The sequence below is a fragment of the Streptococcus sp. C300 genome, from assembly GCF_000187645.1.
In the GTDB taxonomy this organism is placed as follows: domain Bacteria; phylum Bacillota; class Bacilli; order Lactobacillales; family Streptococcaceae; genus Streptococcus; species Streptococcus oralis_CQ.
Map to the genome: position 1 here is coordinate 42891 of NZ_GL732467.1, position 25926 is coordinate 68816.

Annotated in this window: 21 protein-coding genes; 1 reads left to right on the forward strand and 20 read right to left on the reverse strand. The window is 40.7% G+C overall.

Annotated features, from left to right (window positions below):
• From tnpA to eno, 7 genes are all read right to left on the reverse strand, one after another.
• Positions 1-307 (reverse strand): IS200/IS605 family transposase (gene tnpA / locus HMPREF0849_RS10280; RefSeq protein WP_033605383.1); only part of this gene is annotated, 307 nt, incomplete at its 3' end.
• 192 nt (positions 308-499) lie between these two features.
• Positions 500-910, reverse strand: coding sequence for a hypothetical protein (locus tag HMPREF0849_RS05035; RefSeq protein WP_009013621.1), 411 nt, complete (start codon positions 908-910; stop codon positions 500-502).
• Entirely contained in the window at positions 885-1796 is a 912-nt protein-coding gene (locus HMPREF0849_RS05040; protein ID WP_000866185.1) for a phosphodiester glycosidase family protein, read from the reverse strand. Before HMPREF0849_RS05040 ends, HMPREF0849_RS05035 begins: the two co-directional genes overlap by 26 nt.
• Complete coding sequence (locus HMPREF0849_RS05045; RefSeq protein ID WP_001108585.1) at positions 1793-2836, reverse strand: bifunctional glycosyltransferase family 2/GtrA family protein; 1044 nt, start codon at positions 2834-2836, stop codon at positions 1793-1795. The genes HMPREF0849_RS05040 and HMPREF0849_RS05045 overlap by 4 nt, the downstream gene beginning before the upstream one ends.
• Positions 2837-3027: 191 nt before the next feature.
• On the reverse strand, positions 3028-3864 hold the full coding sequence (locus tag HMPREF0849_RS05050; RefSeq protein WP_000972219.1) for an AraC family transcriptional regulator: 837 nt from the start codon (positions 3862-3864) through the stop codon (positions 3028-3030).
• Positions 3865-4062: 198 nt separating this feature from the next.
• The gene (locus tag HMPREF0849_RS05055) at positions 4063-4557 is read right to left on the reverse strand and encodes a YkgJ family cysteine cluster protein (RefSeq protein ID WP_000031475.1); all 495 of its coding nucleotides are present in this window, start codon (positions 4555-4557) and stop codon (positions 4063-4065) included.
• Positions 4558-4732: 175 nt separating this feature from the next.
• Positions 4733-6037, reverse strand: a complete 1305-nt coding sequence (gene eno / locus HMPREF0849_RS05060) for a surface-displayed alpha-enolase (protein ID WP_000022821.1) — start codon at positions 6035-6037, stop codon at positions 4733-4735.
• Positions 6038-6199: 162 nt separating this feature from the next.
• Here eno and HMPREF0849_RS05065 point away from each other — a divergent pair, with 162 nt between their 5' ends.
• Complete coding sequence (locus tag HMPREF0849_RS05065) at positions 6200-6646, forward strand: DUF1694 domain-containing protein (RefSeq protein WP_000131102.1); 447 nt, start codon at positions 6200-6202, stop codon at positions 6644-6646.
• On the opposite strand, the gene HMPREF0849_RS05070 is transcribed toward HMPREF0849_RS05065, so the two are convergent.
• The 13 genes from HMPREF0849_RS05070 to HMPREF0849_RS05130 all read right to left on the reverse strand — a co-directional run bounded on the left by HMPREF0849_RS05070 (position 6643) and on the right by HMPREF0849_RS05130 (position 25866).
• Positions 6643-7758 carry a glycerate kinase gene (locus HMPREF0849_RS05070; protein ID WP_000706399.1) on the reverse strand — a complete coding sequence of 372 codons (1116 nt, stop codon included), beginning with the start codon at positions 7756-7758 and terminating at the stop codon, positions 6643-6645. The two genes, HMPREF0849_RS05065 and HMPREF0849_RS05070, sit on opposite strands and share 4 nt — an antisense overlap.
• Positions 7759-7767: 9 nt before the next feature.
• Positions 7768-8412 (reverse strand): phosphoserine phosphatase SerB, encoded by a 645-nt coding sequence (gene serB / locus HMPREF0849_RS05075; protein WP_000091996.1) that lies wholly within the window; start codon positions 8410-8412, stop codon positions 7768-7770.
• 58 nt (positions 8413-8470) lie between these two features.
• Positions 8471-9904, reverse strand: a complete 1434-nt coding sequence (gene glgA / locus HMPREF0849_RS05080) for a glycogen synthase GlgA (RefSeq protein ID WP_000697272.1) — start codon at positions 9902-9904, stop codon at positions 8471-8473.
• Positions 9901-11040, reverse strand: coding sequence for a glucose-1-phosphate adenylyltransferase subunit GlgD (glgD, locus tag HMPREF0849_RS05085; protein WP_000687056.1), 1140 nt, complete (start codon positions 11038-11040; stop codon positions 9901-9903). The genes glgA and glgD overlap by 4 nt, the downstream gene beginning before the upstream one ends.
• Positions 11030-12172, reverse strand: a complete 1143-nt coding sequence (locus tag HMPREF0849_RS05090; protein ID WP_000787250.1) for a glucose-1-phosphate adenylyltransferase — start codon at positions 12170-12172, stop codon at positions 11030-11032. Before HMPREF0849_RS05090 ends, glgD begins: the two co-directional genes overlap by 11 nt.
• Positions 12173-12331: 159 nt before the next feature.
• Positions 12332-14227, reverse strand: coding sequence for a 1,4-alpha-glucan branching protein GlgB (glgB, locus tag HMPREF0849_RS05095; protein WP_001064530.1), 1896 nt, complete (start codon positions 14225-14227; stop codon positions 12332-12334).
• A 272-nt stretch (positions 14228-14499) separates the two neighbouring features.
• Positions 14500-15924, reverse strand: coding sequence for an NADP-dependent glyceraldehyde-3-phosphate dehydrogenase (locus HMPREF0849_RS05100; protein ID WP_009013622.1), 1425 nt, complete (start codon positions 15922-15924; stop codon positions 14500-14502).
• A gap of 197 nt (positions 15925-16121) precedes the next feature.
• Entirely contained in the window at positions 16122-18407 is a 2286-nt protein-coding gene (gene pulA / locus HMPREF0849_RS05105; RefSeq protein ID WP_000286534.1) for a type I pullulanase, read from the reverse strand.
• A 151-nt stretch (positions 18408-18558) separates the two neighbouring features.
• Entirely contained in the window at positions 18559-20517 is a 1959-nt protein-coding gene (gene ligA / locus HMPREF0849_RS05110) for an NAD-dependent DNA ligase LigA (protein ID WP_001005757.1), read from the reverse strand.
• Positions 20518-20606: 89 nt separating this feature from the next.
• A complete protein-coding gene (locus HMPREF0849_RS05115) occupies positions 20607-21785 on the reverse strand; it encodes an MFS transporter (protein ID WP_001079360.1) in 1179 nt (392 codons plus the stop codon).
• Between the two features lie 80 nt (positions 21786-21865).
• Entirely contained in the window at positions 21866-22729 is an 864-nt protein-coding gene (locus HMPREF0849_RS05120) for an Rgg family transcriptional regulator (RefSeq protein ID WP_033605372.1), read from the reverse strand.
• Positions 22730-22731: 2 nt separating this feature from the next.
• Positions 22732-24633 (reverse strand): ribosomal protection-like ABC-F family protein, encoded by a 1902-nt coding sequence (gene abc-f, locus HMPREF0849_RS05125; RefSeq protein ID WP_000584861.1) that lies wholly within the window; start codon positions 24631-24633, stop codon positions 22732-22734.
• Between the two features lie 78 nt (positions 24634-24711).
• Positions 24712-25866, reverse strand: a complete 1155-nt coding sequence (locus tag HMPREF0849_RS05130; RefSeq protein WP_000722095.1) for a DUF4352 domain-containing protein — start codon at positions 25864-25866, stop codon at positions 24712-24714.
• Positions 25867-25926: the final 60 nt, after the last annotated feature.

Below are 25926 nucleotides of genomic sequence, written 5' to 3' on the forward strand. Positions count from 1 at the left end.
TTCCAAACTTATACTTGAGGTTGGCGTGTTTATCAAACATCATGAGTGCACTTTTGCCTTTTAAATAACCCATGAAACTTGAAACACTTATCCTTGGTGGAATACTGACTAACATATGTACATGATCAGGCATTAAGTGACCCTCGATAATTTCAACACCTTTATAACTACATAAACGGTGGAATATTTCTCCCAAACTACTTCGATATTGATTATAAATGATTTTTCGTCTATACTTAGGGGTGAACACAATGTGATATTTACACATCCACTTTGTGTGTGATAAACTATGTGCCTTTTGTGCCATATTTTTCTCCTTTCGCTTTACAATTGGCTTGAACACCTTTATTGTATCGCGTTTGGAGTTTTTTTGGTATAACCTTCGTCGCGCACCCGCATAGCGGGTGGTTTATTTGTCTCGCACCTTACGGAGCGAGACGGACTAATAGTCACATAACAAGAAAACTGGCTGTTTCTCTCAACAACCAGTTTTCAATTTTTAAGCTAATTCTTGACTGTTTTTCTTATGAAAGAAAAGCGAGGCGATAGCCAAAATAGCAAAGCCTAAGCCAACATACCAGTAAGGTTGATCTAAGGTCGTTGAACGACCTGATAGATTGACAATTCCTCGAAAGAGTATTCCAGCTGTTAGAATTGCAACTGCCGAGTTCCACAAGTTTAGGCTGATTCGCCCTAAATTTGGCATGATTTTCAACAAAAATGCAAGAATGACGCCCCCTACTAGAGGGACTGCAAAGAGATAGTGCATATGAAGCGACGTCTCCCCAAAACTAAAGGACTCGTAGATACGGCTAAATGCAAAGAAGAAAATAGTGAGAAGACTATAGCTAACGAGTGTCTTTTTGAGGCGTTTGTTTTTGATTTTAGTAACCGATGTAGACAATATCACTCACCGCCCTTTCTGATATCTTGCTTCCACCTGTAGTCGGTTTATTGATTACCTGACCGTTAAAGTAGAGAGTTGAGGATCCACCACCATCAAGGTTATAGGCTGTCTTCACTCCGTAAGATTTCATCACTTCTGCCATCTGGTAAAGTGATAAGCCTTTGCTTTCAGAGGTACGACCATCCGAAACGACGATGATGTAGTGATTTTCATCGATAATCCCGATGGCAGTACGAGGATTCGATGACATGGCCTGACCGACTTCTGTATTGGTATCGACAGATATTTCTCCATTCTCAACTAGAGACGGACCAAATGCCAGTAGATTGACGACACCGTCCTGAACCAACTGATCGGCTGAAACTTGGTCCTCGTAGATGATCTTAAAGGAGCCGTCTTTGTAAATGGCAAGGTCGCCATTACTAGCGTCTTCACGGACACTGTCCCGATAGACAACTCCATTACGGATAACATAACCAGAGCTATTGGCTCCATAGTAGTCACCGTTGACAGCTAGAATAGCATTGTTTTCAGCAGCCGTTACAGAGGTTTTAGCCGTGACATTGGTTCCATAGGAGTTTTGAGCTAGAGCTGTTTTCAGATAGTCCGATGAACTGAGGGTTATATCAGCTACGTAGACCTGCGTTTCATTTACAGTCTTTTCAGTGAGGTCGACACTGATATTTCCATCTGAATAGCTAGTATCCGTCACCTGGGCATTTTTTGCTGCCTGACTTGCTGCTGCGGTGTTAGACGTTGAGCTAGTATTAGGTACAGTGGAAATCGTTTCAGCGAGTACAAAGGTCTTCAACATTGAATAGGTAAAGGAGCTTGTCAGGAGCAAGCCCAAGATCGAGGCGTATAGATAGGGTTTCTTTAAAACTTTCATAATGGGCTACAAGTCCTTTCTTTGAAAATAAAGCGAGTTTGAACTGTCCAAGAGAGGATGAAGAGCATGATTCCAACAACTATCTTCGCGATTAGCAAATTGACTCCAAGACTAGAATTAAAAAGTCGAATCAGGATGGTGTCTAAGATAAAGAGGCCAACTGCTAGTCCGAAATAGCCTGATCCCGTTTTAAAACTGCTCGCCTTATTCTTAAAGACCAATTTTTTGTTGGTAGAGAAGTTAAAGATGGAGCTAGTCACACGTGCCAAACCATTTGAGAGAAGAACACGCAGACCTGTCGGAATAAAGCTCAAGCATAGAATAGAGAGAGCGTAGACCACATAATCTACGATAAAACTACTAAAAGACGAGAGCGCAAACTTTAAAATATTTTTATAAATCATCAAGCCATCCCGAATAGGCCGGAAGTGAGAAGCCTCATTGTCGTTGATATAGACTGTTTCAATCGGAACTTCTAAGATTGGGTAGGCTTGACTTGCTTCAAGGAGCATGTTCATCTCGTATTCATACCGTTGTCCTTCTACCTTGAGCATAAAAGGAATCATATCCGTTGAAAAGGCACGTAATCCTGTCTGTGTGTCGGATACAGCGACACCTGTTTGCAGTTTAAACAAGATACGAGTCAAGCTATTTCCAAAGCGACTACGCAAGGGAACCTTGCCAGTAAAGGCACGGACACCAAGGACAAGTGTATTAGGATTTTCATTTGATTTGGTCAAACTACGAAAGATGTCCCAGATCCTATGCTGGCCGTCTGCATCTGCTGTAACCACAGTCCCTGGCTTATTGAGAGACTGAATGTACTCAAAGGCTGTTTTCAGAGCTTGCCCTTTTCCTTGATTGACCTGGTGGCGAAGGACCGTCGCAAAATCCTCCGCTTGAGCAAAAATGTCTTGGCATTCTGCCGAACTTCCATCATCAATGACAATGATGTAAAAATCGCTCTTATTGTGAATCTTTTCAATCAATTTGATGAGATTGTAGTCAGGTTCGTAAGCTGGGATAACTAGATAGTTCATATTTACACCTCTTTCTTTGATGATTGGAAAAGTATACAAGTAAATGCTTAAAAATTCCTTATACTTAAATTTAATTAAAATCAAATTTATTGTTCTTCTCATAAAATCGTTCAATCAAACAAAGAAAAACTCTGTAAAAGCTATCTTCTACAGAGTTCGATTTGCATCTTTATAAAATGTCAGAAAATGATCTAGTACTTAATCACTGGTATCCAGAGTTCCATTTGATAGTCAGGTGACGACATGTCACCTTCGGTATAGACTTCAAAGTCTGGTGAGCCTGAGTGGCGATAGCCAGTTTCTGGGAAAAAGACCTCCAAGACATATTTCCAAGCATTATGAATGCTAGCAGGTATAGGGCCTTTGACTGGTACGATAGCATATTCAGCGGCTGGGACATCTTTGATGGACAGACCTAGTTCTTCTGCTTTAGTTTTATCCGTCACATCATAAGCAGCCATATAGTTGATGATTTCACCTTCTTTGACATCCGAACAGATGCCGAAGGATTGACCACTGCCTAGACTTTCTAGGCTTTCAAAGCTGTGATGGGCATAGAGATGCTCCCAAGCAGACGGGCATTTGCTATTGTCAATAGCCTCCAATAGGACGCCTGCCACGGTAAAAGCAGGCTTCTTTTGAATCTTGATATCCATGTTCTTTCCTCCTGTGATTTTTAAGGATAATTGAAGTCTAGGAAAGATCCGATAAGGTTTTCCATTTCGAACTTCTGAGGGGGTTGCACCATGGAATTTCTTAAAGGCTGCGCTGAAGGCATCCGCAGACTCATAGCCGTATTTCATCGCTATGTCAATGACTTTCTCAGAGCCTTCCCGCAAGTCCGTCACAGCTTCTGACAGCCTGCGATTGCGCAAGTATTCTGCTAAAGTCATATCTGCTAGGATGGAAAATAGTCTACTAAAGAGAGGGTAAGAATAGCCCGATAACTGCTGAAATCTTTTCATATCCACTTCTCCAGTCAGCTGCTGCTCCAAATAATCCATGGTTTGATTGAATTGATGCATCATATTCTTTTTCACCTCATAAAAGATACTAAGGCCGTTAAAAACAAAGTTAAAATTGGAAAATTGACGGAGGGGCTCCTGCTCCGAGAAAAATTCATCTTTTTCACATAGCTTTAGGCCGTGTTCAATTCTATCTATATTCTAACAAACACAAGATACCTCTACCCCAGAATTTTTGTACAAGATTTAAAGGTGTAAAATCTATAACTTATCTTTTAATTTCTCAACAAAGAGATAGGCTGCTGGGCAGGCCAAGGTATTCTTAATCGTCAAATGGTTGATTTGATGGATCTTTTTCCGATCTGTATGAGGGAATTCACGACAGGCCTTGGGACGAACATCATAGATGGAGCAGAGATTGTCTCCTCCTAGAAAGGGGCAAGGCATGGATTTGAAAACTTTATCCCCATCTTCATCCACCTGAAGGAATTCCGCTTCAAAAGCCGGTAATTTCATCTTAAAGTACTTAGCGATACGGGTGATATCTGCTTCTTTAAAGTCGGGCCCCAAAGTCTTGCAACAGTTAGCACAGGCAGTACAATCAATCTCAGCAAAGACTTCTTGGTGAATCTGCTGCGCAATCTTATCTAAGTTTTTAGGAGGTTTTTTCTTTAGATTAGCTAACACTTTGCGGTGCTCCTTCTGCTTTTGCAGTGCTAGTTGGTGGTAATACTCAATATCAATCTCTTTAGACATAATTTCTTCCTAATACAAGTGTTTTTGTCTATTATACCATAAACACTGCCCCCTTTTTGCCCCCTGAACAGAAAAAAGCCCTTCGGATAAAATCCGAGGGGCTAAAAACGTTGTTAAATCAACGGCCGAACTTTTGAATTTCAAGGTTCGGGATAAAATAGTTCACTGAACTATTTTATTTTTTCAAGTTGTAGAATGATTTCAATCCACGGTATTCAGCTACTTCACCAAGTTGATCTTCGATACGAAGCAATTGGTTGTATTTAGCGATACGGTCTGTACGTGAAAGTGAACCAGTCTTGATTTGTCCTGCGTTTGTTGCAACTGCGATATCAGCGATTGTTGAATCTTCAGTTTCACCTGAACGGTGTGATACAACGGCAGTGTAACCAGCTTCTTTCGCCATTTCGATAGCGTCGAATGTTTCAGTAAGAGTTCCGATTTGGTTAACTTTGATAAGGATTGAGTTAGCAGCACCTTCTGCAATACCTTTTTCAAGGTAAGAAGTGTTTGTTACGAAGAAGTCGTCACCAACCAATTGAACTTTACCACCAAGACGTTCAGTAAGAGCTTTCCAACCGTCCCAGTCGTTTTCGTCCATACCATCTTCGATAGTGATGATTGGGTATTTGTTTACCAATTCTTCAAGGTAGTCGATTTGTTCTGCAGCAGTACGTACAGCAGCGCCTTCACCTTCGAATTTAGTGTAGTCGTAAACTTTACGTTCTTTATCGTAGAATTCTGATGAAGCACAGTCAAATCCGATAAATACGTCTTTACCAGGCACATAACCAGCAGCTTCGATCGCAGCAAGGATAGTTTCAACACCGTCTTCAGTTCCTTCGAAACGAGGAGCGAATCCACCTTCATCACCTACGGCAGTTTCCAAACCACGTGATTTAAGGATTTTCTTAAGAGCGTGGAAGATTTCAGCACCCCAACGAAGAGCTTCTTTGAATGATGGTGCACCAGCAGGTACGATCATGAATTCTTGGAAAGCGATTGGAGCGTCAGAGTGAGAACCACCGTTGATGATGTTCATCATTGGAGTTGGAAGAACTTTAGTGTTGAATCCACCAAGGTAGCTGTAAAGTGGGATTTCAAGGTAGTCAGCAGCAGCACGAGCTACAGCGATAGACACACCAAGAATTGCGTTTGCACCCAATTTACCTTTGTTAGGAGTACCGTCAAGTGCGATCATAGCACGGTCGATAGCTTGTTGGTCACGTACATCGTAGCCGATGATTGCTTCAGCGATGATGTTGTTTACGTTGTCAACAGCTTTTTGTGTACCAAGACCACCGTAACGAGATTTGTCACCGTCGCGAAGTTCAACTGCTTCGTGTTCACCAGTAGAAGCTCCTGATGGAACCATACCACGTCCGAAAGCACCTGATTCAGTATAAACTTCTACTTCAAGTGTTGGGTTACCGCGTGAGTCTAGGACTTCGCGAGCGTAAACATCAGTAATAATTGACATTTTTTACTCTCCTTTGAGTTAAATTTTTTACACCTCTATGATACCTTAAAAATAAGCGTTTTTCAAGAAAAAACGTTATCTTTGTGCAAATTTTCCTTAACTTTATAAAGTAATCGCTTTCTTTTGTCTGTTTTCTTGCGATTTTTGTGATATACTGTTTTTATGACAGATTTATCAAAACAACTACTAGAAAAAGCTCATGGTGGGCCGAAATTAAACCCTGACGAACAACGCCGCTATCTCGGAACTTTCGAGGAAAGAGTTCTTGGCTACGCGGATATCAGCACTGCCAATAGTTCTGAATTAGAACATGGATTTTTCTCTATTTTAGAGGTTTTTCAAGAAAAGGTAGAGGAACTTTTTGTGAAGATCTCACCAAATATCGAGTTTGACAAACAGGTCTTTTACTTAAAACAAGCAAAGGAAAGCAACTGTCAGGCGACTATTGTTTCAGATGATCATATCACCTCTCCTTTTGGTCTTGTCATTCATACAAATGAACCTGTTCAAGTAGACGAAAAAGACCTTAGACTTGCTTTCTCAAGCCTCTGGGAAGAGAAAAAGGCAGAGGTTCCTAAAAAATCTATCTGGAAAAAGTGGTTCAGCTAATCCTTCCTCAACTTTAGTAAACGCCCAATATTAGCTGCTGTGTGCTCCAAATAGAGACTTGCATTTTTCAAACTGTCTTCCAAAGGTTCACTTTTCTCTAAAATGGAAAAGGCTGCTTCTATATTTTCGAATGGTAGGGAAGGTAAATCCTCGGAAAGACTACCACAAATAGCGATAACTGGAACTCCTTCAGGAGTTCTTTTTGCTACACCGATAGGAGCTTTTCCAGCAAAGCTTTGGCTATCCAGTCTGCCTTCTCCAACGATAACCAAGTCGGCCCCTGCAACCTTCTTGTCAAAGTCAATCAAATCCAAGCAAGTATCAATCCCAGATACGATACAGGCCTCATCAAAGGTACAGAGCCCAGCAGCAATGCCACCGCCGGCTCCTGCTCCTTTAAGAGACAGGGTGGAAGGTGAGAATTTTTCATAGAAACGCTGTATAGCCAGATCTACTGTTTCAAATAAACTGGGTTCCAAGCCCTTTTGTTTGCCAAATGTATAGGTCGCTCCTTGATGACCACATAAGGGACTCTCCACATCTGCTAGAATGCGAATTTGCACATCATCAGGAATCCTATATAACTCACTGTCTGAAACTGACTCGAGCTCAAGCAAAGTCTGACCGCAAGCTTGCAATTCTTTTCCATTCTTATCATAAAAACGATAACCTAAACCAGCGGCAATGCCTATCCCGCCGTCATTACTAGCCGTACCGCCAACACCGATATAAATTTCTTTCATTCCTTGATCAATGAGATGGCGAATCAACTCTCCAATACCTCTGGTTTGGATGCGAAGAGGATTTCGATTCTCCCGCGGAATCTTCCCAAGACCAACCAAGTCTGCAACTTCGAAGAGCACTATTTGATCTTTTTGAAAGTAGCGCATTGATTCTTTTAGCCCAAAAGACCCTGTCACCTCTTGCCATTTTTCTTCGAGTTCAAGAGAATGGCGAATAGCATCTACAGTTCCTTCCCCACCATCACCAACAGGACAGAGCAGACATTCTACATCCGCTATTGACCTTTCAAAACCTTTTTTTATAGCTTGAGCGACCTCTTCTGCTGTCAAACTTTCTTTAAAAGAATCAGGTGCAATTACAATTTTCATAGTTCCCTCTCATTCTAAGAAATTAATCAAAGGTAGAACTTCTAAAAGATCCCTCGTATCTACATGACAAGCTATCTCAGATTTTACGATTTCTTTTGCACAAAAGGCTATACCGTGACCTACTGACTTTAACATCAAGAGGTCATTGGCACCATCACCGATGGCAATCGTTCTTTCTTTGGAAAGTCCTAATTCCTTTATCCAAATCTCAAGCGTAGCTTGTTTTACTTGACCTGTCACAATTTCACCAACTAATTTTCCAGTTAAAAAGCCGTCTTTGACTTCCAACTGGTTAGCAGAGAAATAGGAGATGCCAAGGGATTTTGCTAATCTCTCAACTATTGGTGTAAATCCACCGGACACTAGACCAACTAGCATGCCCTTGTTTTGAAGTATGGAGATAAATTCTTGAGCATTCTTGGACAGATGAATGGATTTGAAGACAGTATCAAAGACCGAAACCGGAAGACCTTTTAACAAAGCCACTCTTGCTCGTAAGCTTGTTTCAAAATCCAGTTCACCTCGCATTGTCTGGCTTGTAATCTGCGAAATTTCGGCTTCGCAACCTGCTTCTCTTCCTAAAAGATCAATCACTTCTTCTGCTATCAGGGTGCCGTCAACGTCCATGACACACAAGCCTTTTACTCGAGACATAAGCTTTCCTTTCTAAACAGCCCAAAAATCGTATGAAAGAATCATACGATTTTATCTATTAGTTGACTAAACTATGGTACAAGTCTAGGTAAGATTTACAGGCTGTATCCCATGAGAAATCGCATTCCATAGCTTGTTTTTGTAGATTTCTCCAAACGTCCGGCTGGTACTTATAAACATCCAAGGCTGTTTGGAAACTCCAGTTAAGCCAGTATGGTGTTAAATTGTCAAAGCTAAATCCAGTACCAGTTCCTTCGATCGGATTGAAGGATTGAACCGTATCACGCAAACCACCAACCTCATGAACCAATGGTAGAGTTCCATAGCGCATTGCCATCATTTGAGATAAGCCACATGGTTCAAAACGACTCGGCATGAGGAAGAGATCACAAGCTGCGTAGATTTCTTGAGCGAGCTTGACGTCAAAAGTGATATTTGCTGATAGCTTGTCTGGATAGACTTGCGCAAACCAGGAGAAGGAATGTTCAAAAGTAGGATCCCCTGTCCCTAAAAGAACGATTTGAACGTCTTCTTGTAAGAAACGATGCAAGCTTTCTACCACAACATCAAAACCTTTTTGGCGTGTCAATCGAGAGACAATCCCAACTAGAGGAACATCTGCTCGCACTGGTAACCCAACTCGCTCTTGTAATTTTGCTTTGTTTTGAGCTTTTCCAGACAAATCTTCCTTATCAAAATGATAGTCTAAAAGTGGGTCTGTTTGAGGATTATAAAGATCTGCGTCAATACCATTGACAATACCTGAAACCTTACCTGACTCCATGCGAAGAATCTGATCCAAACCACAACCGAACTGACTGGTCATAATCTCATGCGCATAGCTAGGGGAAACGGTTGAGACACGATCCGCGTATAGGATACCAGCCTTCATCCAGTTGAGGTAATCATTCCAGCGAAGGGTGCCATCAGCATAGCGTTCAAACCCAACACCGAACAAATCCCACAACATTCCTTCAGAAAATTGACCTTGAAATTCCAAATTATGAATAGTTAAAATTGTTCTGATTCCTTGATAGGCTTGAATCCAATGGTACTTTTCTTTTAACAAGAAGGGAATCATGGCTGTGTGGTAATCATGAACATGGAGAAGGTCAGGGATAAAGTCGATGCGTTCCATAGCTTCAAGAGCAGCCAGTTGGAAAAAGGCAAAGCGTTCACCATCGTCAAAATCACCGTACACATGACCACGGAAGAAATAATACTGATTATCAATGAAGTGGAAGGTAACCCCATTCAAGACCGTTTTTTTAATACCACAGTACTGTCTACGCCATCCCACACTAACTTCAAAGTGGAGAACATCCTCTATCTGGTCACCGAACTTAGCTTCTACCATATCATAATAAGGCAAGAAAACTGCAACTTCGTGCCCTGCTTTTACAAGTGATTTGGGAAGTGCGCCAATGACATCGCCCAAACCACCTGTTTTTGAAAAGGGTGCTCCTTCTGCCGCTACAAATAAAATTTTCATGAATAAATGTCCTCTGTTACTGTTTCACCCTTCTTAACTACAACTGGATGTTCTGCCGTTCCTCGAATGACAACACCGTCCGCAACTTCAACGCCCTTGTCCAAGATAGCATATTCAACTCGCGCACCTTGACCAATCACAACACGAGGGAATAAAATGCTGTCCTTCACCACACTATCCTTGTGAACATAAATGTTACGAGATAGGACTGACTGAACTACCTCACCCTCAATGATACTACCAGAAGCAAATTGAGAAGTACTTACTTTTGAAGTATTCGCATAGTAGGTTGGTTCTTCATTCTTAACTTTGGTATAAATCTTTTGATTTGGTGAGAAAAGTGAGTAGAACTTTTTAGATTCAAGCATATCAATATTTGCTTGATAATAAGACTGAACAGAATGAATGTTTGCTAAGTAACCTGTGTATTCGTAAGCAAAAGCACCTTCTTTTACAGCTAAATCGCGGAGAACATAGCGCAACTTTTCAGGATATTCTTTCTGAGCCTCCTCTTCAAGTCGTTCAATCAACCAAGGAGTGTCCACAACAAAGATATCTGTAGACATGTTGAAGAGTTCATCTGTAGATTTATTATCAAAGAGTTTGTGCGAACGAACATGGTCAGTTTCATCGATTTCCAAGATAGCATTCACATCTGAAATGTCTTTCTTTGGAAGTTTCTTATATACAACTGTGATCGGACCATTTGTTGTATTGTGTAGGTGGAAGACTTGATTCAAGTCAATATTCACCAGCACATCGCAGTTAATCGAAACGGTTTGATTTGAACCTGAACGTCTCAAGTAGGTGAGAAGCTGTTGGTAATACTCTTTTCCAACTGTACTGCTTTCAACACGAGTATTGTAAATTCCTAGATAGTAGTGACTTAGAAGGGTTGACAAGCCCCACTCACGACCTGAACGGATATGGTCGAAAACTGAGCTGATATTATCTTGTTGGAAAATACCAAAGATACTCCGAACACCTGCATTTGCAAGACTGGAAAGGGGGAAGTCAATCAAACGGTATTTCCCACCGAAAGGCAAGCTAGCCACCGGACGGTGTTCTGTTAACGTTGACATATCATGAAAACCAACTGTGTTTCCTAAAATGGCTGAATATTTATCAATCTTCATCTGTTGCTACCCCCACTACTTCATTGTATCCTACTACTTGTACTTCGTCCGTTCCGTCAATCTCTACGCCGTCTGCAATAATGGCACCCTCACCAATAATAGCACGAGTAATCTTTGCTCCATGGCCAATAATAGCCCCGCTCATGATGACAGAATCAACGACCTCAGCACCTTCACGTACTTGTGCTTCTGTTGAAAGAATCGAACGTTTAACCGTTCCATCTACAAAACAGCCATCCACGACCAATGAATCTTCAACGTGTGCATGCGCACCAAAGTAGTTTGGTGGTGAAATCAAGTTTCTTGAGTAAATTTTCCACTGACGATTGCGGCTATCCAAGGCATTTTCTGGTGAAATGTACTCCATATTGGCTTCCCAAAGTGACTCAATCGTACCAACGTCTTTCCAATAGCCATTAAATTCATAAGCATAGACACTTTCACCAGACTCGAGATAGTTAGGGATAACGTTCTTACCGAAGTCTGACATATCCACATTACTCTTTTCAGCAGCAACAAGCATATTGCGAAGTCGTTTCCAGTCGAAAATATAGATTCCCATAGAAGCCTTTGTAGACTTAGGTTGAGCAGGTTTTTCTTCGAATTCAACGATACGGTTATTGGCATCTGTATTCATGATACCGAAACGGCTAGCTTCTTTGAGAGGTACGTCTAGGACAGCTACTGTCAAACTGGCATTGTTATCCTTGTGGGACTGAAGCATATCATCGTAGTCCATCTTGTAGATGTGGTCACCAGAAAGAATCAAAACATACTCAGGATTAACACTGTCGATGTAGTCAATATTTTGGTAGATAGCGTGACTAGTCCCTTCAAACCAACGGTTTCCTTCGCTGGCTGAATAAGGTTGTAAAATAGAGACACCTGAATTGATACCATCCAATCCCCAGCTAGAACCATTTCCAATATGGTTATTCAAAGCAAGAGGTTGGTACTGCGTAATCACACCAACATTATGGATTCCAGAGTTTGCACAGTTGGAAAGAGCAAAGTCAATGATACGGTAGCGCCCACCGAATTGCACTGCCGGTTTGGCAATGCTTTGAGTGAGTTTTCCGAGACGTGTTCCTTGCCCACCCGCAAGGATCAAAGCTAGCATTTCATTCTTCATTTTCTACTCCTTTTTAAAGACATGTGAACGTTAAAATCGAAAGAAGGTCGGAAGTCAAACTTTTTTATAAAAATAATAGGAAATCCATTTCTCTTGTGTTTCAAGTCCAATACAAGTAAATCCGTTTTTAAAATCTAAAAAATTATAATCATCAGCCCATTATTCTTTTTTCTTGGTTGGTTTCAAACGACGCTTGATCTTCCAGATGCTTGCCCCCATAGCAGGCAGGGTAAAGGTCAAAGTCTGCTCATAATCTTTCCATAAGCCTTCTTGAGTCTGAACTGTTTGATTGTGCTCTTTCCACACACCTCCCCATTCTTCTAGTTCTGTATTCCAAACTTCTTCGTAAATACCTGCAACAGGTAAACCAATCGTAAAGTCCTTACGTTCAACTGGTGCCATATTAAAGACACAGACTAACATTTCGTCCTTCTTGCCCTTACGAATAAAGGAAAGGACACTCTGATCTCTATTATCAGCATCGATAATCTCGATACCATCATAACTAGTATCAATTTCCCAAAGACAACGATGCTCTTTATAGAATTGATTCAGTTGTGAAGTGAAATGCTTCATCTTGGCATTCATCGGATCTTCTAGATTAGACCATTCTAACTGCTCTTCAGACTTCCACTCGAGGAATTGCCCGTACTCACTACCCATGAACAAGAGTTTCTTGCCTGGATGACAAATTTGATAGGTGTAGAGGTTGCGCAGACCAGCGAACTGATTGTAGCGATCTCCCCACATCTTATGCATCATACTCTTCTTACCATGAACTACTTCATCATGTGAGAAAGGCAGGAGATAGTTTTCATTGAAAACATACATAAAGCTGAAAGTCACAAGATTAAAGTCATACTTGCGATAAATCGGATCTTCCTCGTAGAAACGGAGAATGTCATTCATCCAGCCCATATTCCATTTATAGTCAAACCCAAGGCCGCCCATTTCTTTCATGCCAGTAATCTTTGTTGCTGATGAACTTTCTTCTGCAATCATCATGATATCTGGATGAGCAAGCTTGATAACGGTGTTCAAACGTTGAAGGAAATAATAACCCTCGTAGTTAAGGTTTCCACCGTCTTTGTTTGGAGTCCAAGGAGCATTATCATAATCTAGATACAGCATATTGCTCACTGCATCGACCCGAATACCATCTAAGTGGTAAAAATCAATCCAAAATTTAATACTTGAGATCAGGAAAGACTGGACCTCATTTTTCCCGAGGTCAAAATTCAGTGCACCCCAACCATAGTTATGAGCCTTGTTGTGGTCTTGGTATTCAAAAGTTGGTGTACCGTCATAATATGCTAATGCATCATCATTAATAGTGAAATGACCCGGAACCCAGTCGACGATAACACCGATATTATTTATATGACACTCTTCAACGAAATCTTGGAATTCCTCAGGTGTACCATAGGAATGTTCAAAAGCAAAGTAACCCATAAGTTGATAGCCCCAGCTCAATCCAAGTGGGTGAGCCATTAAAGGCATGAACTCAATATGTGTATAGTTCATCTCAACTAAGTATGGAATCAACTCGTCTTTCAGTTGCGAAAAAGTATAGGGACTACCATCTGGATTTCTCTTCCAAGATCCTGCATGGGCTTCATATATATTAACTGGTCTCTCGAAAAATCCCAGACGTTTGCGACGTGCTAGCCAAAGGCCATCTTTCCATTTCTTTTCACGGATATTGGTCAAAACAGCTCCTGTACCCGGTCTAGCTTCAAAATAAACTGCCAACGGATCGATCTTCATAATCTGGTGACCATTTGCACGCGTGATATGATATTTATAAATCTGACCTTCCTGGGCTTGACTTGTAAAGACTTCCCAAACACCTGCTTCATTACGAACCATAGGAATCTGATTCTCAACCCAATCGGTAAAATCACCAACTAGATGAACTGCTTGTGCATTTGGGGCCCAAACCCTAAATGTATAGCCTATTTCTCCGTTTTTCTCCTCTCTATGCGCTCCTAAATAATGCTGGAGGTGAAAGTTCTCACCTGTAGTAAAGGTTCTTAATGCTTCTTGATTATTCATTCAATCCCCTTTCTTTTGTAAGCGTTTTCTATAATTCTATTATACACTCTTTTAAGATAACTTTCAAGTAATTTACGAAGGAAATCATATTTTTTTATGAAAGCCTTCAAAAAATTACCTAGCATTTTAAAAAAGATATCCAGAAAATAGAACACGAAACAATTTACATATATTTTTTTATTATAATACCAGAATATTCGTTTTTTATCAATTTTTTACTGTATTATTTTGAAAAAAATAAAATCAGGAAGTCGTTTTCCTGATTTTATAAATTATTTCACATCAAAAACAATGGATTTAACATTTGTCATCGCTTCAATACTATATTTAATTCCTTGCACTCCTGCACCAGAACCTTTTACACCCAGGAATGGGAAATTATCTGGTCCACGTTGTGTTTTATTATTAATATGAACGGTACCCACTTCAAGTTTTTCAGCAATTTCAAATGCCTTCTTAAAGTCATTTGTAAAGACTGAAGATTGAAGACCGAATTCTGATTCATTAGCAATTTCTAGCGCTTCGTTGGCATCTGCAACTCGAATAATCGGGAGAACTGGTCCAAATGGTTCTTCCCAGGCTAATTTCATATCTCTTGTGACATAATCAAAAAGTCCTGGCCAAATGAGATTGTTCTCACGTTTGATTGGGCTGAGCGCTTTGGCTCCTTTTTCCTGAGCATCTTCAATCAATCCCCAGATGAAATCAGCTGAAGCATTATCAATAACAGGTGTGATATCTGCATTGTCAAATGGATCACCGACTGTTAGCTTAGTAACTTCAGCTTGGAGCAATTCAGCCAATCTGTCTGCTACGCTTTCCACAACCAAAACACGTTTGATAGCGGTACAACGCTGACCAGAGTAGCTAAAGGCACCACCTACGATCTGCTTAGCTGCATTTTCTAAATCTGCATCTTCTAAAACAATTGCTGCATCTTTCCCGCCAAGTTCCAGCATAATTGGGCGCATACCAGCTAAACGACCAATACGCTCCCCAATCGGTGTTGAACCTGTAAAGTTAATGAAATTTACTTCCTTGTGTTCGATGATGTAGTCTCCGATTTCAGAACCACGTCCAGTGATGGTGTTAAAGACACCTGCTGGGATTCCGGCTTCGTCAAATGCTTTAGCCAGCAAGAGACCAGAAATAGATCCTTGTGTTGGTGGTTTAAACATAACGACATTTCCGGCAATCAAGGCCGGAGCAATCTTGGATCCAGAAAGGTTGACTGGGTAGTTAAATGGCGCAATAGCTAACACAACTCCAACTGGCTCACGACGGACAACGGCTAGTTTGTTTTTACTTGCAGCTTCAAAACCGCCACCTTCCATTGCTTGTCCAGTGATACGGAGACCTTCCTCAGCAGCAAAACGAATCAATTCTGCTGTACGTACTACTTCTCCAATGGCTGCTTTAATTCCTTTTGCAACCTCTTTGGCAAGAATGGTACCAATTTTTTCTTTATCTCGTTCCAAAATGTCTGCTGTCTTATGCAAATAAGCTGCACGCTCAACTGGTGCTAAATCACGCCATGCTGGGAGAGCTGCACGCGCTGCTTTCATAGCCTCATCTACTTCAGCCTGACTCATAGCTGGTACTGTACCTAGCTTTTCTTGATTGATGGGAGAATAGATGGCAATTTCATTCTCTGATGATTTCCATTTTCCATTCACTAAATTCTGATAATGTGTCAAATTCTCTTCCTCCTGAAAATGATTAAAACTTATTTTATCAAATTTTCAGAAAATTACAACCCCTTTTTGGAAAATATTGATATTTTTTTCACAAACTTGATTCTTCAAATTATTTGAAATTTATTCCTATTAGATATTGGTTTTTCAATAAAAATCAAAAAAGGTCTAGAGTTAACTAAACCTTTTTGTGGCATTTACTATGAAAGTACCTTCAAGACTGCAACGCTGATATCATCAATCACATTAGACTCTTGAGAACGACTATTGGACACAAGCATTTCAAGATTTCCTGCATTTTCAAAGTAGAAGGAAGTTCCCTTGGCATTGAATACCACCAATAAGTGCTCTGCTCCACCGTGAATTTCGTAAACAATCCATCCACTATTTTCAGCAGCCGTATGGACGAAGACATGACGATAAACTTCTTCGTATGTAGGATAAGAGAAAGCACGCCTTTGTGTTTTTAGGCGAATAATCTGGCGAATAAAGTCAATGCTCTCTTGTCTCTCATTGATTAAATCCCAATTGACCTGGTTGACACTATCTGGAGCATTGTAACTATTCATGGCCCGTTCTCTATCTGCCGGAGTCAGCTCGCCATTTTCTCCTGTAGCAAGGAGTTTGGTGCGTCCAAATTCTTGACCCAGCTCTATAAAGGACATGCCTTGCATAAGAATGCTCATCGCTGTTGCTGTCTCGACCTGTCGCATAATCTTATCTGAACTATGATCTGGATGAAGGGTTACTAACAAATCATGTAAGTTGTAATTATCATGGGCTTCCACGTAGTTAAGAACTTGGTTTGGACTAAGATATGAACCCAACTCTCGGCTACCAAGAATAGCTTTGGCTACAATCGGTTCTGTAGCTGCACCGCTAACAAATCCTGCCTTGATTGAGCCGTAAACTTCTCCTCCTTTGATGGCATCACGCTGATCATCATTGAAGAACCCAATATTTGGCATCTGGTAGGCATTATCCTTCTTGGCCTTGTCATAAGGTGCAAGACCGGTCCCCATATCCCAACCTTCTCCATAAGTGATAATACGAGGATCAACTTCATCCAGTGCCCAACGAATCGCCTGCATGGTTTTAACATCGTGAATTCCCATCAAGTCGAAACGGAAACCGTCAATATTGTATTCTTTCACCCAATAAAGGAGTGAGTCAATCATATACTTGCGGTACATTTCGTGTTCGCTTGCGGTTTCATTTCCAACACCTGTGCCGTTTTGGAAGGTTCCATCTGGATTCATACGATAGTAATAATCGGGAACAGTTGTTTGGAAAGGTGCATCAACCGTTGAGAAGGTATGGTTGTAAACGACATCCATAATGACACCGATTCCCGCATCATGATAAGCCTGAATCATGGTTTTAAGGTCTCGAATAACCTGTCCAGGATCATCTAGATTGCTAGAGAAACTTGGTTCTGGTGCATTGTAGTTTTGAGGGTCATAACCCCAGTTATAGGTTACATTCCCGTCCTCGTCATATTCCTTATGGCGATCAAAGATTGGTTGGAGCTGAACATAATTACAGCCTAGTTCTTTGATATAATCAAAGGCTGTTGCTTGACCATACTGGTTAACCGTTCCAGTCTGGGCAGCCCCAAGGAAGGTTCCACGGAGATGCTCTGCCACTCCAGATGTCGGCGATTTTGTAAAATCACGAATGTGCATCTCACAGATAACGGCTTTACATGGATTTTCCAAACGCCAAAGGGCGTCTGTCCCATGTTTGACTTTAAATCCTTCTACCTGTCTATCTTGCTGAGATAGGATGACAGAACGTTTCCCATCAGGACTTGTAGCGATAGTGTATGGGTCTCGTATCAAGGTCTGGTGGTGCGGAAACTCAATCTGATACTGATAGGCTTTACCTGCAAGATTTTCATCCAGGTCTACACTCCAAACACCAATAGTATTGTACTTATGACTATATGAATAGCTATTACCACGCTCAAGATTAAAGGTTTTCCAAATCGGCGCGTCGTTACTTGTATTTTCATAAACGACCACTTGAACTGCTGTAGCTGTTGGAGCCCAGAGTTTAAAGCTTGTCTGGTAGTCAGAGATACTATACCCCAACTCTCCTTGGTATCCCCAATGGTGATCAAAACTTTCACTGTGAAAGGCTTTATCAAAAGCAAACGGGTTTCGATCTTTATAGCAAGGACTTGCAATGGCTGGATTTTCAGAATAATAAACCGTCTCATCACCATCCAAAATCCAAACCTCAGTCAACAGTGGATAATAGTTAAACCGTAGGAGATAATCTTTTGTCTTTCCATCTATTTCGACAGAAAAGGTCAGAGTATCGAGCCTTTCTGCACTTGTAACTGTAAAGGAGAATTTTGCTCCAAAATAGTCATTTTCATAATACAAATTTTCTTTAACATCTGCCTGTTTTCTACTGAATGAACAAGCATCATAATCCCCATTTTTTCGGTGAAAATGGATGACTACTGGGTATCTATACATTTCTTTTCCTAATTCCTAATTTCAATTTTTTTATGTGGTGCTGAAGAATTTAGCGGGAATTTCAGCACAATAGAGAATAGCATTAATAGATATAAAAACACATCAGGAGAGATAGTTCCAGACTATCTAACATCTAGTTTTCAACTATTCTTTACAAACTTTCTAGCCAAGCTTCATCTCGAACTTCGATACCAAGTTCTTGTGCTTTTTGGAGCTTGCTTCCTGCATCTGCTCCTGCTACGACAAGATTCGTTTTCTTAGAAACACTGCCTGTGACTTTGGCACCCAGACTTTCGAGTTTGCTTTTGGCTTCTGAGCGCGTGAGACGTTCCAATTTTCCTGTTAATACAACTGTCAAACCTGACAAGGCCGCATCTGCTACTACTGTCTGTCCCTTGTAGTCCAGATTGACTCCAGCTTCTTTCAACTCATCTAAGAGAATCTTCGATCCTTCTGTAGCAAAGTAAGTCTGAAGGCTTTGGGCAATCACTCCACCCAAGCTCTCGATACTTGCTACTTCCTCTGGGTCTGCTTGGGCTAGATTTTCAATAGAGTGGAAATGTTGGAGCAAGAGTTGGCTAGCCTTGCTTCCGACATGGCGAATTCCCAGACCAAACAAGAGCTTTTCAGCAGAGTTTTCCTTGGACGCTTGAATGGCCTGATACAGTTTAGAAGCAGACTTTTCCTTGACACCTTCTAAAAGGAGGAAATCTTCTTCTTTCAAACGATAAATATCTGCCACATCCTTGACTAAATTGGCAGCAAAAAGCTTTTCAACGATAGATGGACCAAGTCCTGTAATATTCATGGCATCTCGAGAAGCAAAGTGAATCAAACCTTCCATGATTTGGGCAGGGCACCGTGGATTGATACAACGAAGAGCCACTTCATCTTCAAAATGAAGCAAGTGACTGTCACAGCTTGGGCAATTTGATGGAATATCTAGTTTTTCTTCAGAAACACGCTTGGACTCTACCACACGCAAAACAGCAGGAATGATATCTCCAGCCTTATAAACAATAACCGTATCGCCCTTTCGGATATCCTTTTCGGCGATATAATCTACGTTGTGCAGTGTTGCACGACTAACAGTGGTCCCAGCAAGCTGAACAGGTGTTAGATTGGCAGTCGGGGTCACAACACCCGTACGACCTACTGTCCAGTCAACTGAAAGGAGCTGGGCTTCTTTTTCTTCAGCGGGAAATTTATAGGCGATTGCCCACTTGGGTGCTTTAACGGTAAAACCGAGTTCTTCTTGACCTGCTAGGTCGTTGACCTTGATTACCACTCCATCAATATCGTAAGGAAGTTTCTCCCGTTCTTGTCCTACTTCTTGGATGAAATCCCATATCTCATCTATACTTTTAGCCAATATTCGTTTAGGATTAACTACAAAACCAAGCTGTTCAAGATGCTCCAAGACTTTTTCTTGGCTATCTCGAGTAGAAGGGCTGGCTTCTTGATAGAGGAAAGTGGCAAGATTACGCTTGGCCACTACTGCTGTATCCAGCTGACGGAGGGTTCCTGCAGCTGCGTTACGAGGATTGGCAAATTCAGGCTCACCATTTTCTTGGCGAGCTTGGTTGACCTGGTCAAATGAAGCGCGTGGCATGTAACACTCTCCACGAACAGTGATATCAAGTTCTTCTGGCAAGGTCAAAGGAATGTCCTTGACACGCTTGAGGTTCTCTGTGATATTTTCACCAACAGAACCATCCCCACGTGTCGCACCGACTACCAAAACTCCCTTTTCATACGTAAGCGAGATAGACAAACCATCGATTTTCAGCTCACAAATATAGGTCGGTTGGGGTAACTCCTTGCGAACACGCGCATCAAAAGCTTCTAACTCTTCACGTGAAAAAGCATCCTGCAAACTATAAAGAGGATACTGATGACTGTATTTTTCAAAACCATCTAAAACCTTACCACCAACACGATGGGTCGGACTGTCCGCTAAAACTTGATCCGGATAGGCGGCTTCCAATTCGACCAACTCTCGGTAGAGGCGATCATACTCACTATCTGAAACCGAGGGATTGTCACTCGTATAGTACTCGGTCGCATAGCGGTTAAGTAAGGCAACTAACTCATTCATTCTTTCATTCATAATCCCATTTTACCACAAAGCAAGCCCTCCTCACAATAGAGAAGGACTGAAAAATGGTTTGTAGTGTAATATTTTCTAAAAAAGAGAAATTATAACTCTTTTTCAAAATGACTTCGCACATAAACGAGGGATAGACAAGACAGGACAATAACCCCGCTTCCAATTATCAGAAAAGAAGAGAGATCGACACTTGGTAGCACCGTCATAAAGCCTTTTGCAATCGGCATAAATAGGATGGCTAAGGTAAAAATGGTGCTTAGTACTCTTCCCAAGTATTCCCCCTCAACCTTGGTTTGCACCTGAGTAAAAAAGTGAATATTAAATATCGTCATAAACAGTTCACAAACTAAATTTCCAGAAAAGGAAAGAAAAGTTGGCAATGGTAACCCCATCATAAAAACTCCAACTCCAGTCAAGGCCAATAGAATCAAAAGATTATAAACACCTGCCTTTATTTTGCTAGCTAGAAGAGCTCCGATAATCGAACCAATAGCGCCCATAGTCAAAATAGTTGCATAAGCTCCTTCTACCCCGTATAGTCGATTTGAAAAAGGAAGGAGAAATTCAAAAGCTGCAAAAAAGAAATTAACACTAGAAGCTACTACCAAAAGGAAAAAGATCTCTTGCTGGCGCCAAATATAGCGAATCCCTTCTTTCATATCAGCAAAAATATTTTTCCAGCTGAGAGTCCTTTTCACTTGTTCCTTAGCCTCTTTTTTGGGGAGGAAAGCTACTAAGATAAATGCGATGAAAAAACTAATGGCATCTAAAACGAGTGTCATATGGAGACTGGCAAATTGTAAAACGATGAAAGAAAGTACAGGGGAGCTAACGCCTACAACCTGCAAAACTAACTCCAAGCGAGAGTTATAGGTCACTATCTCGTCTTTCTCTACAACCTCAGTTATAATGGCTTTGTTGGCTGTACGAGAAAATGCAAAGGCAACCGCCTGAACAATATTTGCGAAGATCAGAGCAGCAATCATCAAGCTATCATTTCTGATGAAAGAAATAGCTAAGCAAAGAACGCCACAAATTAAGTCTGTCGTCATCAAAATTTTGCGACGCGAAAAGCGGTCTGAAATCACTCCGCCAAAGGGATTGACTAGAATCGATGTAACCAACTCAGAAATCTGGTAAATCCCAAGAACAGTCTGTCCTACCGTTCCCATTGATGCTAACCAAACACTATTTCCATAATCATAGAGCATATTCCCTATCTTATTAATAGCCCCACGACTAATCAACTGGATTGCATGTCGATTCATATAAAAAGCTCCTCTCAAATTTTGAAACTATTGTATCAAAACTGAAAGGAGTCTCTTTATTTTTCCCTTATTTGGGAAATTTAAGCATTTACAAATTTTTCATAATGTTCCTGATAGTAGGCCACTTGCTCTGGAAGTCCAAGTACATCAAAAATATGCATGGCTTCCTGCATCTGACAACAACCTTCTTCTTTCAAGTCTCTCTGGTAGAGGGCAAAACCTTTGAGATAATGGAAGATATTGCGCTCATAAAGCTTGATACCATTTCCAATCAACTTCTCCACATAGGCCTCAAAATAGTCCGCATTCGCAAAAGAACGGTTCTCCAAACAATGCTGGTAACAGTTAAGAGCTAAAATCAAAACGAGTTTACGATGCCGACCAATTTCCTTGTAGTACTCTTCTCGCTCCATAACTTCTCTGCCAATCCGAGCTACATAGTCCACATTGTAGAAAGTATAGAGATTACCGAAAAGAATCAACTCATACATAGTCCATTCTTCTGTTTGAAAAAGATAATCCGCCACCTTATCCAGATCACTCTGTTCCATACTGTAACTAGTATCTCTTTGACAAATCAGGCCTTGTAGCAGAATCCAATTCAGCTCAAAATAGAGGGGATTGGTCGAACTCTTTGCTTTCTCAAGCTGTTCCTTTTGAAGCTTTTGAAAACCTGCAATATTATTTGAGTAGTAAAGCGGAATAATCTGTGCCATCAAGGCAACATGTTCATGATTTTGAAAATCTCTAGCCTTGTCCATGAAATTTTCAATAGTCACATGAATATTGTCCAAAATCTCAAAGAAACGAGAAACTGCTAGATCAGACTCCCCAAGCTCGAAGCGAGATAATTGAGAGGTTGAACATGATTCACCTGCCGCCTCTTTCAAGGAGTACTTCCCACTTGTTCGAAATTCACGAAATACCTTTCCTAGATGTTTCATCTTTACACCTGCTCTGATAATTCTTCCCACTCAAGCATAGCCTCTTCCTGACGATGGCTAATTTTGTCCATTTCAGCCTGCAATTCCATGAGCTTTTCAGCATCGTTGGTTTCCAGCATTTGTTCAGAAATGGCTTGACTTTGACTTTCTAACTCTTCAATTTCAGCTTCTAGATTTTCAATTTGTCGCATGAGCTTACGGGCTTCTTTCTGACTTTCTTTCTGGGCCTGATAGTCATTAGCTGGACTTCCTTCTTTTGCTTGATTACTAGTTGAGACTTCTTCTGTCTGGCTCGCTTCTACTTCTGCTTTCTTCTCAACATAGTAGTCATAATCTCCAAGGTAGAGGGTTGAACCACTCTCAGACAATTCCAGTACATGAGTGGCTACACGATTGATAAAGTAACGGTCGTGGCTGACAAAAAGAAGGGTTCCATCAAAATCAATCAGAGCATTTTCTAACACTTCCTTGCTATCAATATCCAAGTGGTTGGTCGGCTCGTCCAAAATCAAGAAATTGTTGTTTTCCATAGACAATTTAGCCAAAAGTAAACGAGCTTTCTCGCCACCTGACAGCATGCCAACTGATTTTTTAACATCATCTCCTGAGAAAAGGAAGGCACCGAGGCGGTTGCGGATTTCAACTTCTGGTGTCAGTTTAAAATCATTCCAAAGTTCATCCAGAACCGTATTACTTGGTGTTAGCTTGCTTTGGGTTTGGTCATAGTAGCCAACCTCAACATTGGCCCCAAAACGCTTTTCTCCTTTGATAAAAGGAATCTGAGCCACAATAGACTTGATAAAGGTTGACTTACCAATACCATTTGGTCCGACAATCGCAACAGCATTCATCTTACGAAGGTCTAGGTTGATAGGTTCTGAGAGTATTTCCCCATCATAACCAATAGCCGCATTTTCAACGGTCAAAACGACATTTCCTGACGTTTTTTCAGACTGGAAGGTCATATTGGCTGATTTCTTGCCAGCTTCAGGCTTGTCCAAACGCTCCATTTTTTCTAGTTGTTTACGGCGAGATTGAGCACGTTTTGTCGTTGAAGCTCGGACTAGATTGCGATTGACAAAGTCTTCTAGAGCCGCGATTTCCTTCTGTTGCTTTTCATAGTTTTTTGCCTCAGTAGCTAGCTTTTGCTCCTTTAACTCAACAAAACGAGAGTAATTGCCTACGTAACGATCCAAGTCATGCTTAGTCAAATCGAGTGTAACCGTCGCAACCTTGTCCAAAAAGTAACGGTCGTGACTAACAATGATGAGAGCGCCACTGTAGTTGACTAGGTAATTTTCCAACCAGGCAATGGTCTCAATATCCAAGTGGTTGGTCGGCTCGTCTAAGACCAAGAGATTTGGCTTTTCGAGGAGCATTTTAGCCAGTGCAAGACGAGTATTTTGACCACCTGAAAGCTCAGCAATTTTCATTTGCCACATAGACTCGTCAAACTTGAAACCATTCAAGATAGCGCGGATATCAGCTTCGTAGGTAAAGCCACCAGCCTGACGGAAATTCTCTGATAAACGATCATAATCCGCCATTAGTTTATCTAGATCTTCACCAGACTTTTCACCCATCTCCAACTCCATCTGACGCAGTTGTTTCTCCGTACGGCGTAGATCATCAAAGACATGGAGCATTTCATCATAAATGGTATTTTCAGACTCAAAACGGCTATCTTGGGCTAGGTAAGACAGAGAAATATCTTTTTTCTTATTGATTTCTCCACTAGTTGGCTCCTCTTCCCCAACCAAAATCTTTAAAAGAGTAGACTTACCTGCACCATTTTTCCCAACAAGAGCAATTCGGTCTCGTTCATCTACCTGCAGATTAATATTATCAAAAAGAACCTCACCAGCAAAAGATCGTTCAATTTTATTAGCTTGTAAAATAATCATATCTCTATTTTACTATCTTTTTCTCTTTTGCACAATTGCAACGAAAAAAGTTCGAGTCATAAACTCGAACCTTTCATCTTAGTATCCAATGCCTCCACGGAATGTGCGAGCCATATCTTTCAATTCATAGTTTTTAGAAGAGGTATCGATGGTCCATTTTCCATCTTTCTTAGTCATTTTAATTTCATAACCCTCTTTCTTCATGTTATCACTAGTGTCTAGAGGAGTTGAATCAAATTGACTCGGTGCATTTTCTAAAATGTATTTTTCACCAGCTTTCATAGCTTCAGAGTAGTTGCTATATTTACCTTTGTTTTCTTCGTAGAATTTACGGCTCAATTCATAAACATTCAAGTTATCCAAGTCGATTGTTTCTGGTCTAACATAAACAACAGCATAGTCTGGTAAGTATGTCTTCACCTTGTAATCAACTTTTGCTCTCTTAGCATTTGCTTTGATGTAGGCATCTGCGAATGTTCTAAGTTCTGAATCAGACGGTTTGTAGTTATAGAAGCCTTTTCCGAACGATTCTGTAAATTTCTTGATAAACTCTTCTTTATCAGCTTTCGCATCGTTTGTGAATTCAGCACTATTATCAGAAGATTTTTTATCATCAGCAAGCGCAACAACTTGTGACTTATTATCAGTAGCACTTAGGTTCGTTCCACCACCAGAACTTTCCCCATTAAGGTAAACAGCATCGACATATTTTTTCATTACATCTTTCGCTTCATCAATATTGTCTTCATACTGACTTGGATCCACCTTGATTGCTACATCGTTATTCTTTTTAGAATTTTCTTTGATGTCATCGTAAAAGCTAGGCGCGAAGTGAAGTTCATACTTAGCATTCTTGTCAACCTCATACACTACATAACCAGCAACGCTCTTTCCTTTAGAAAGACTGTCTCCATATGACATAAACTTAGTTTTACTGTCGCTTTCGTGGATTTGAATTGGTTGTAATTTTTCATCTTTTTCATTATAAAGCGTAATATCTTGGCTAGTAAAACTAAACTGTTTATCACGATTGTTCTTGATTTCGACTTGAAGTGCAAGGTAGCTTGAAGATGAATCTTCGTCTTTAGGCAATACAAACATACCGTCTTTTACAGAAACTTCAAAGTTTGAGTTCGAGGCAGTACCATTGTCGCTTGCTTTTTTTTGAGCTCCACAGGCAACAAGTGCTAAAGCTGATAAAAGCAAAGCAGAATGCTTAAGAATTTTTTTCATAATGGATTCTCCTTTAATGATTTACTATATTTTACCATACGCACTATAAAATTCAAAACA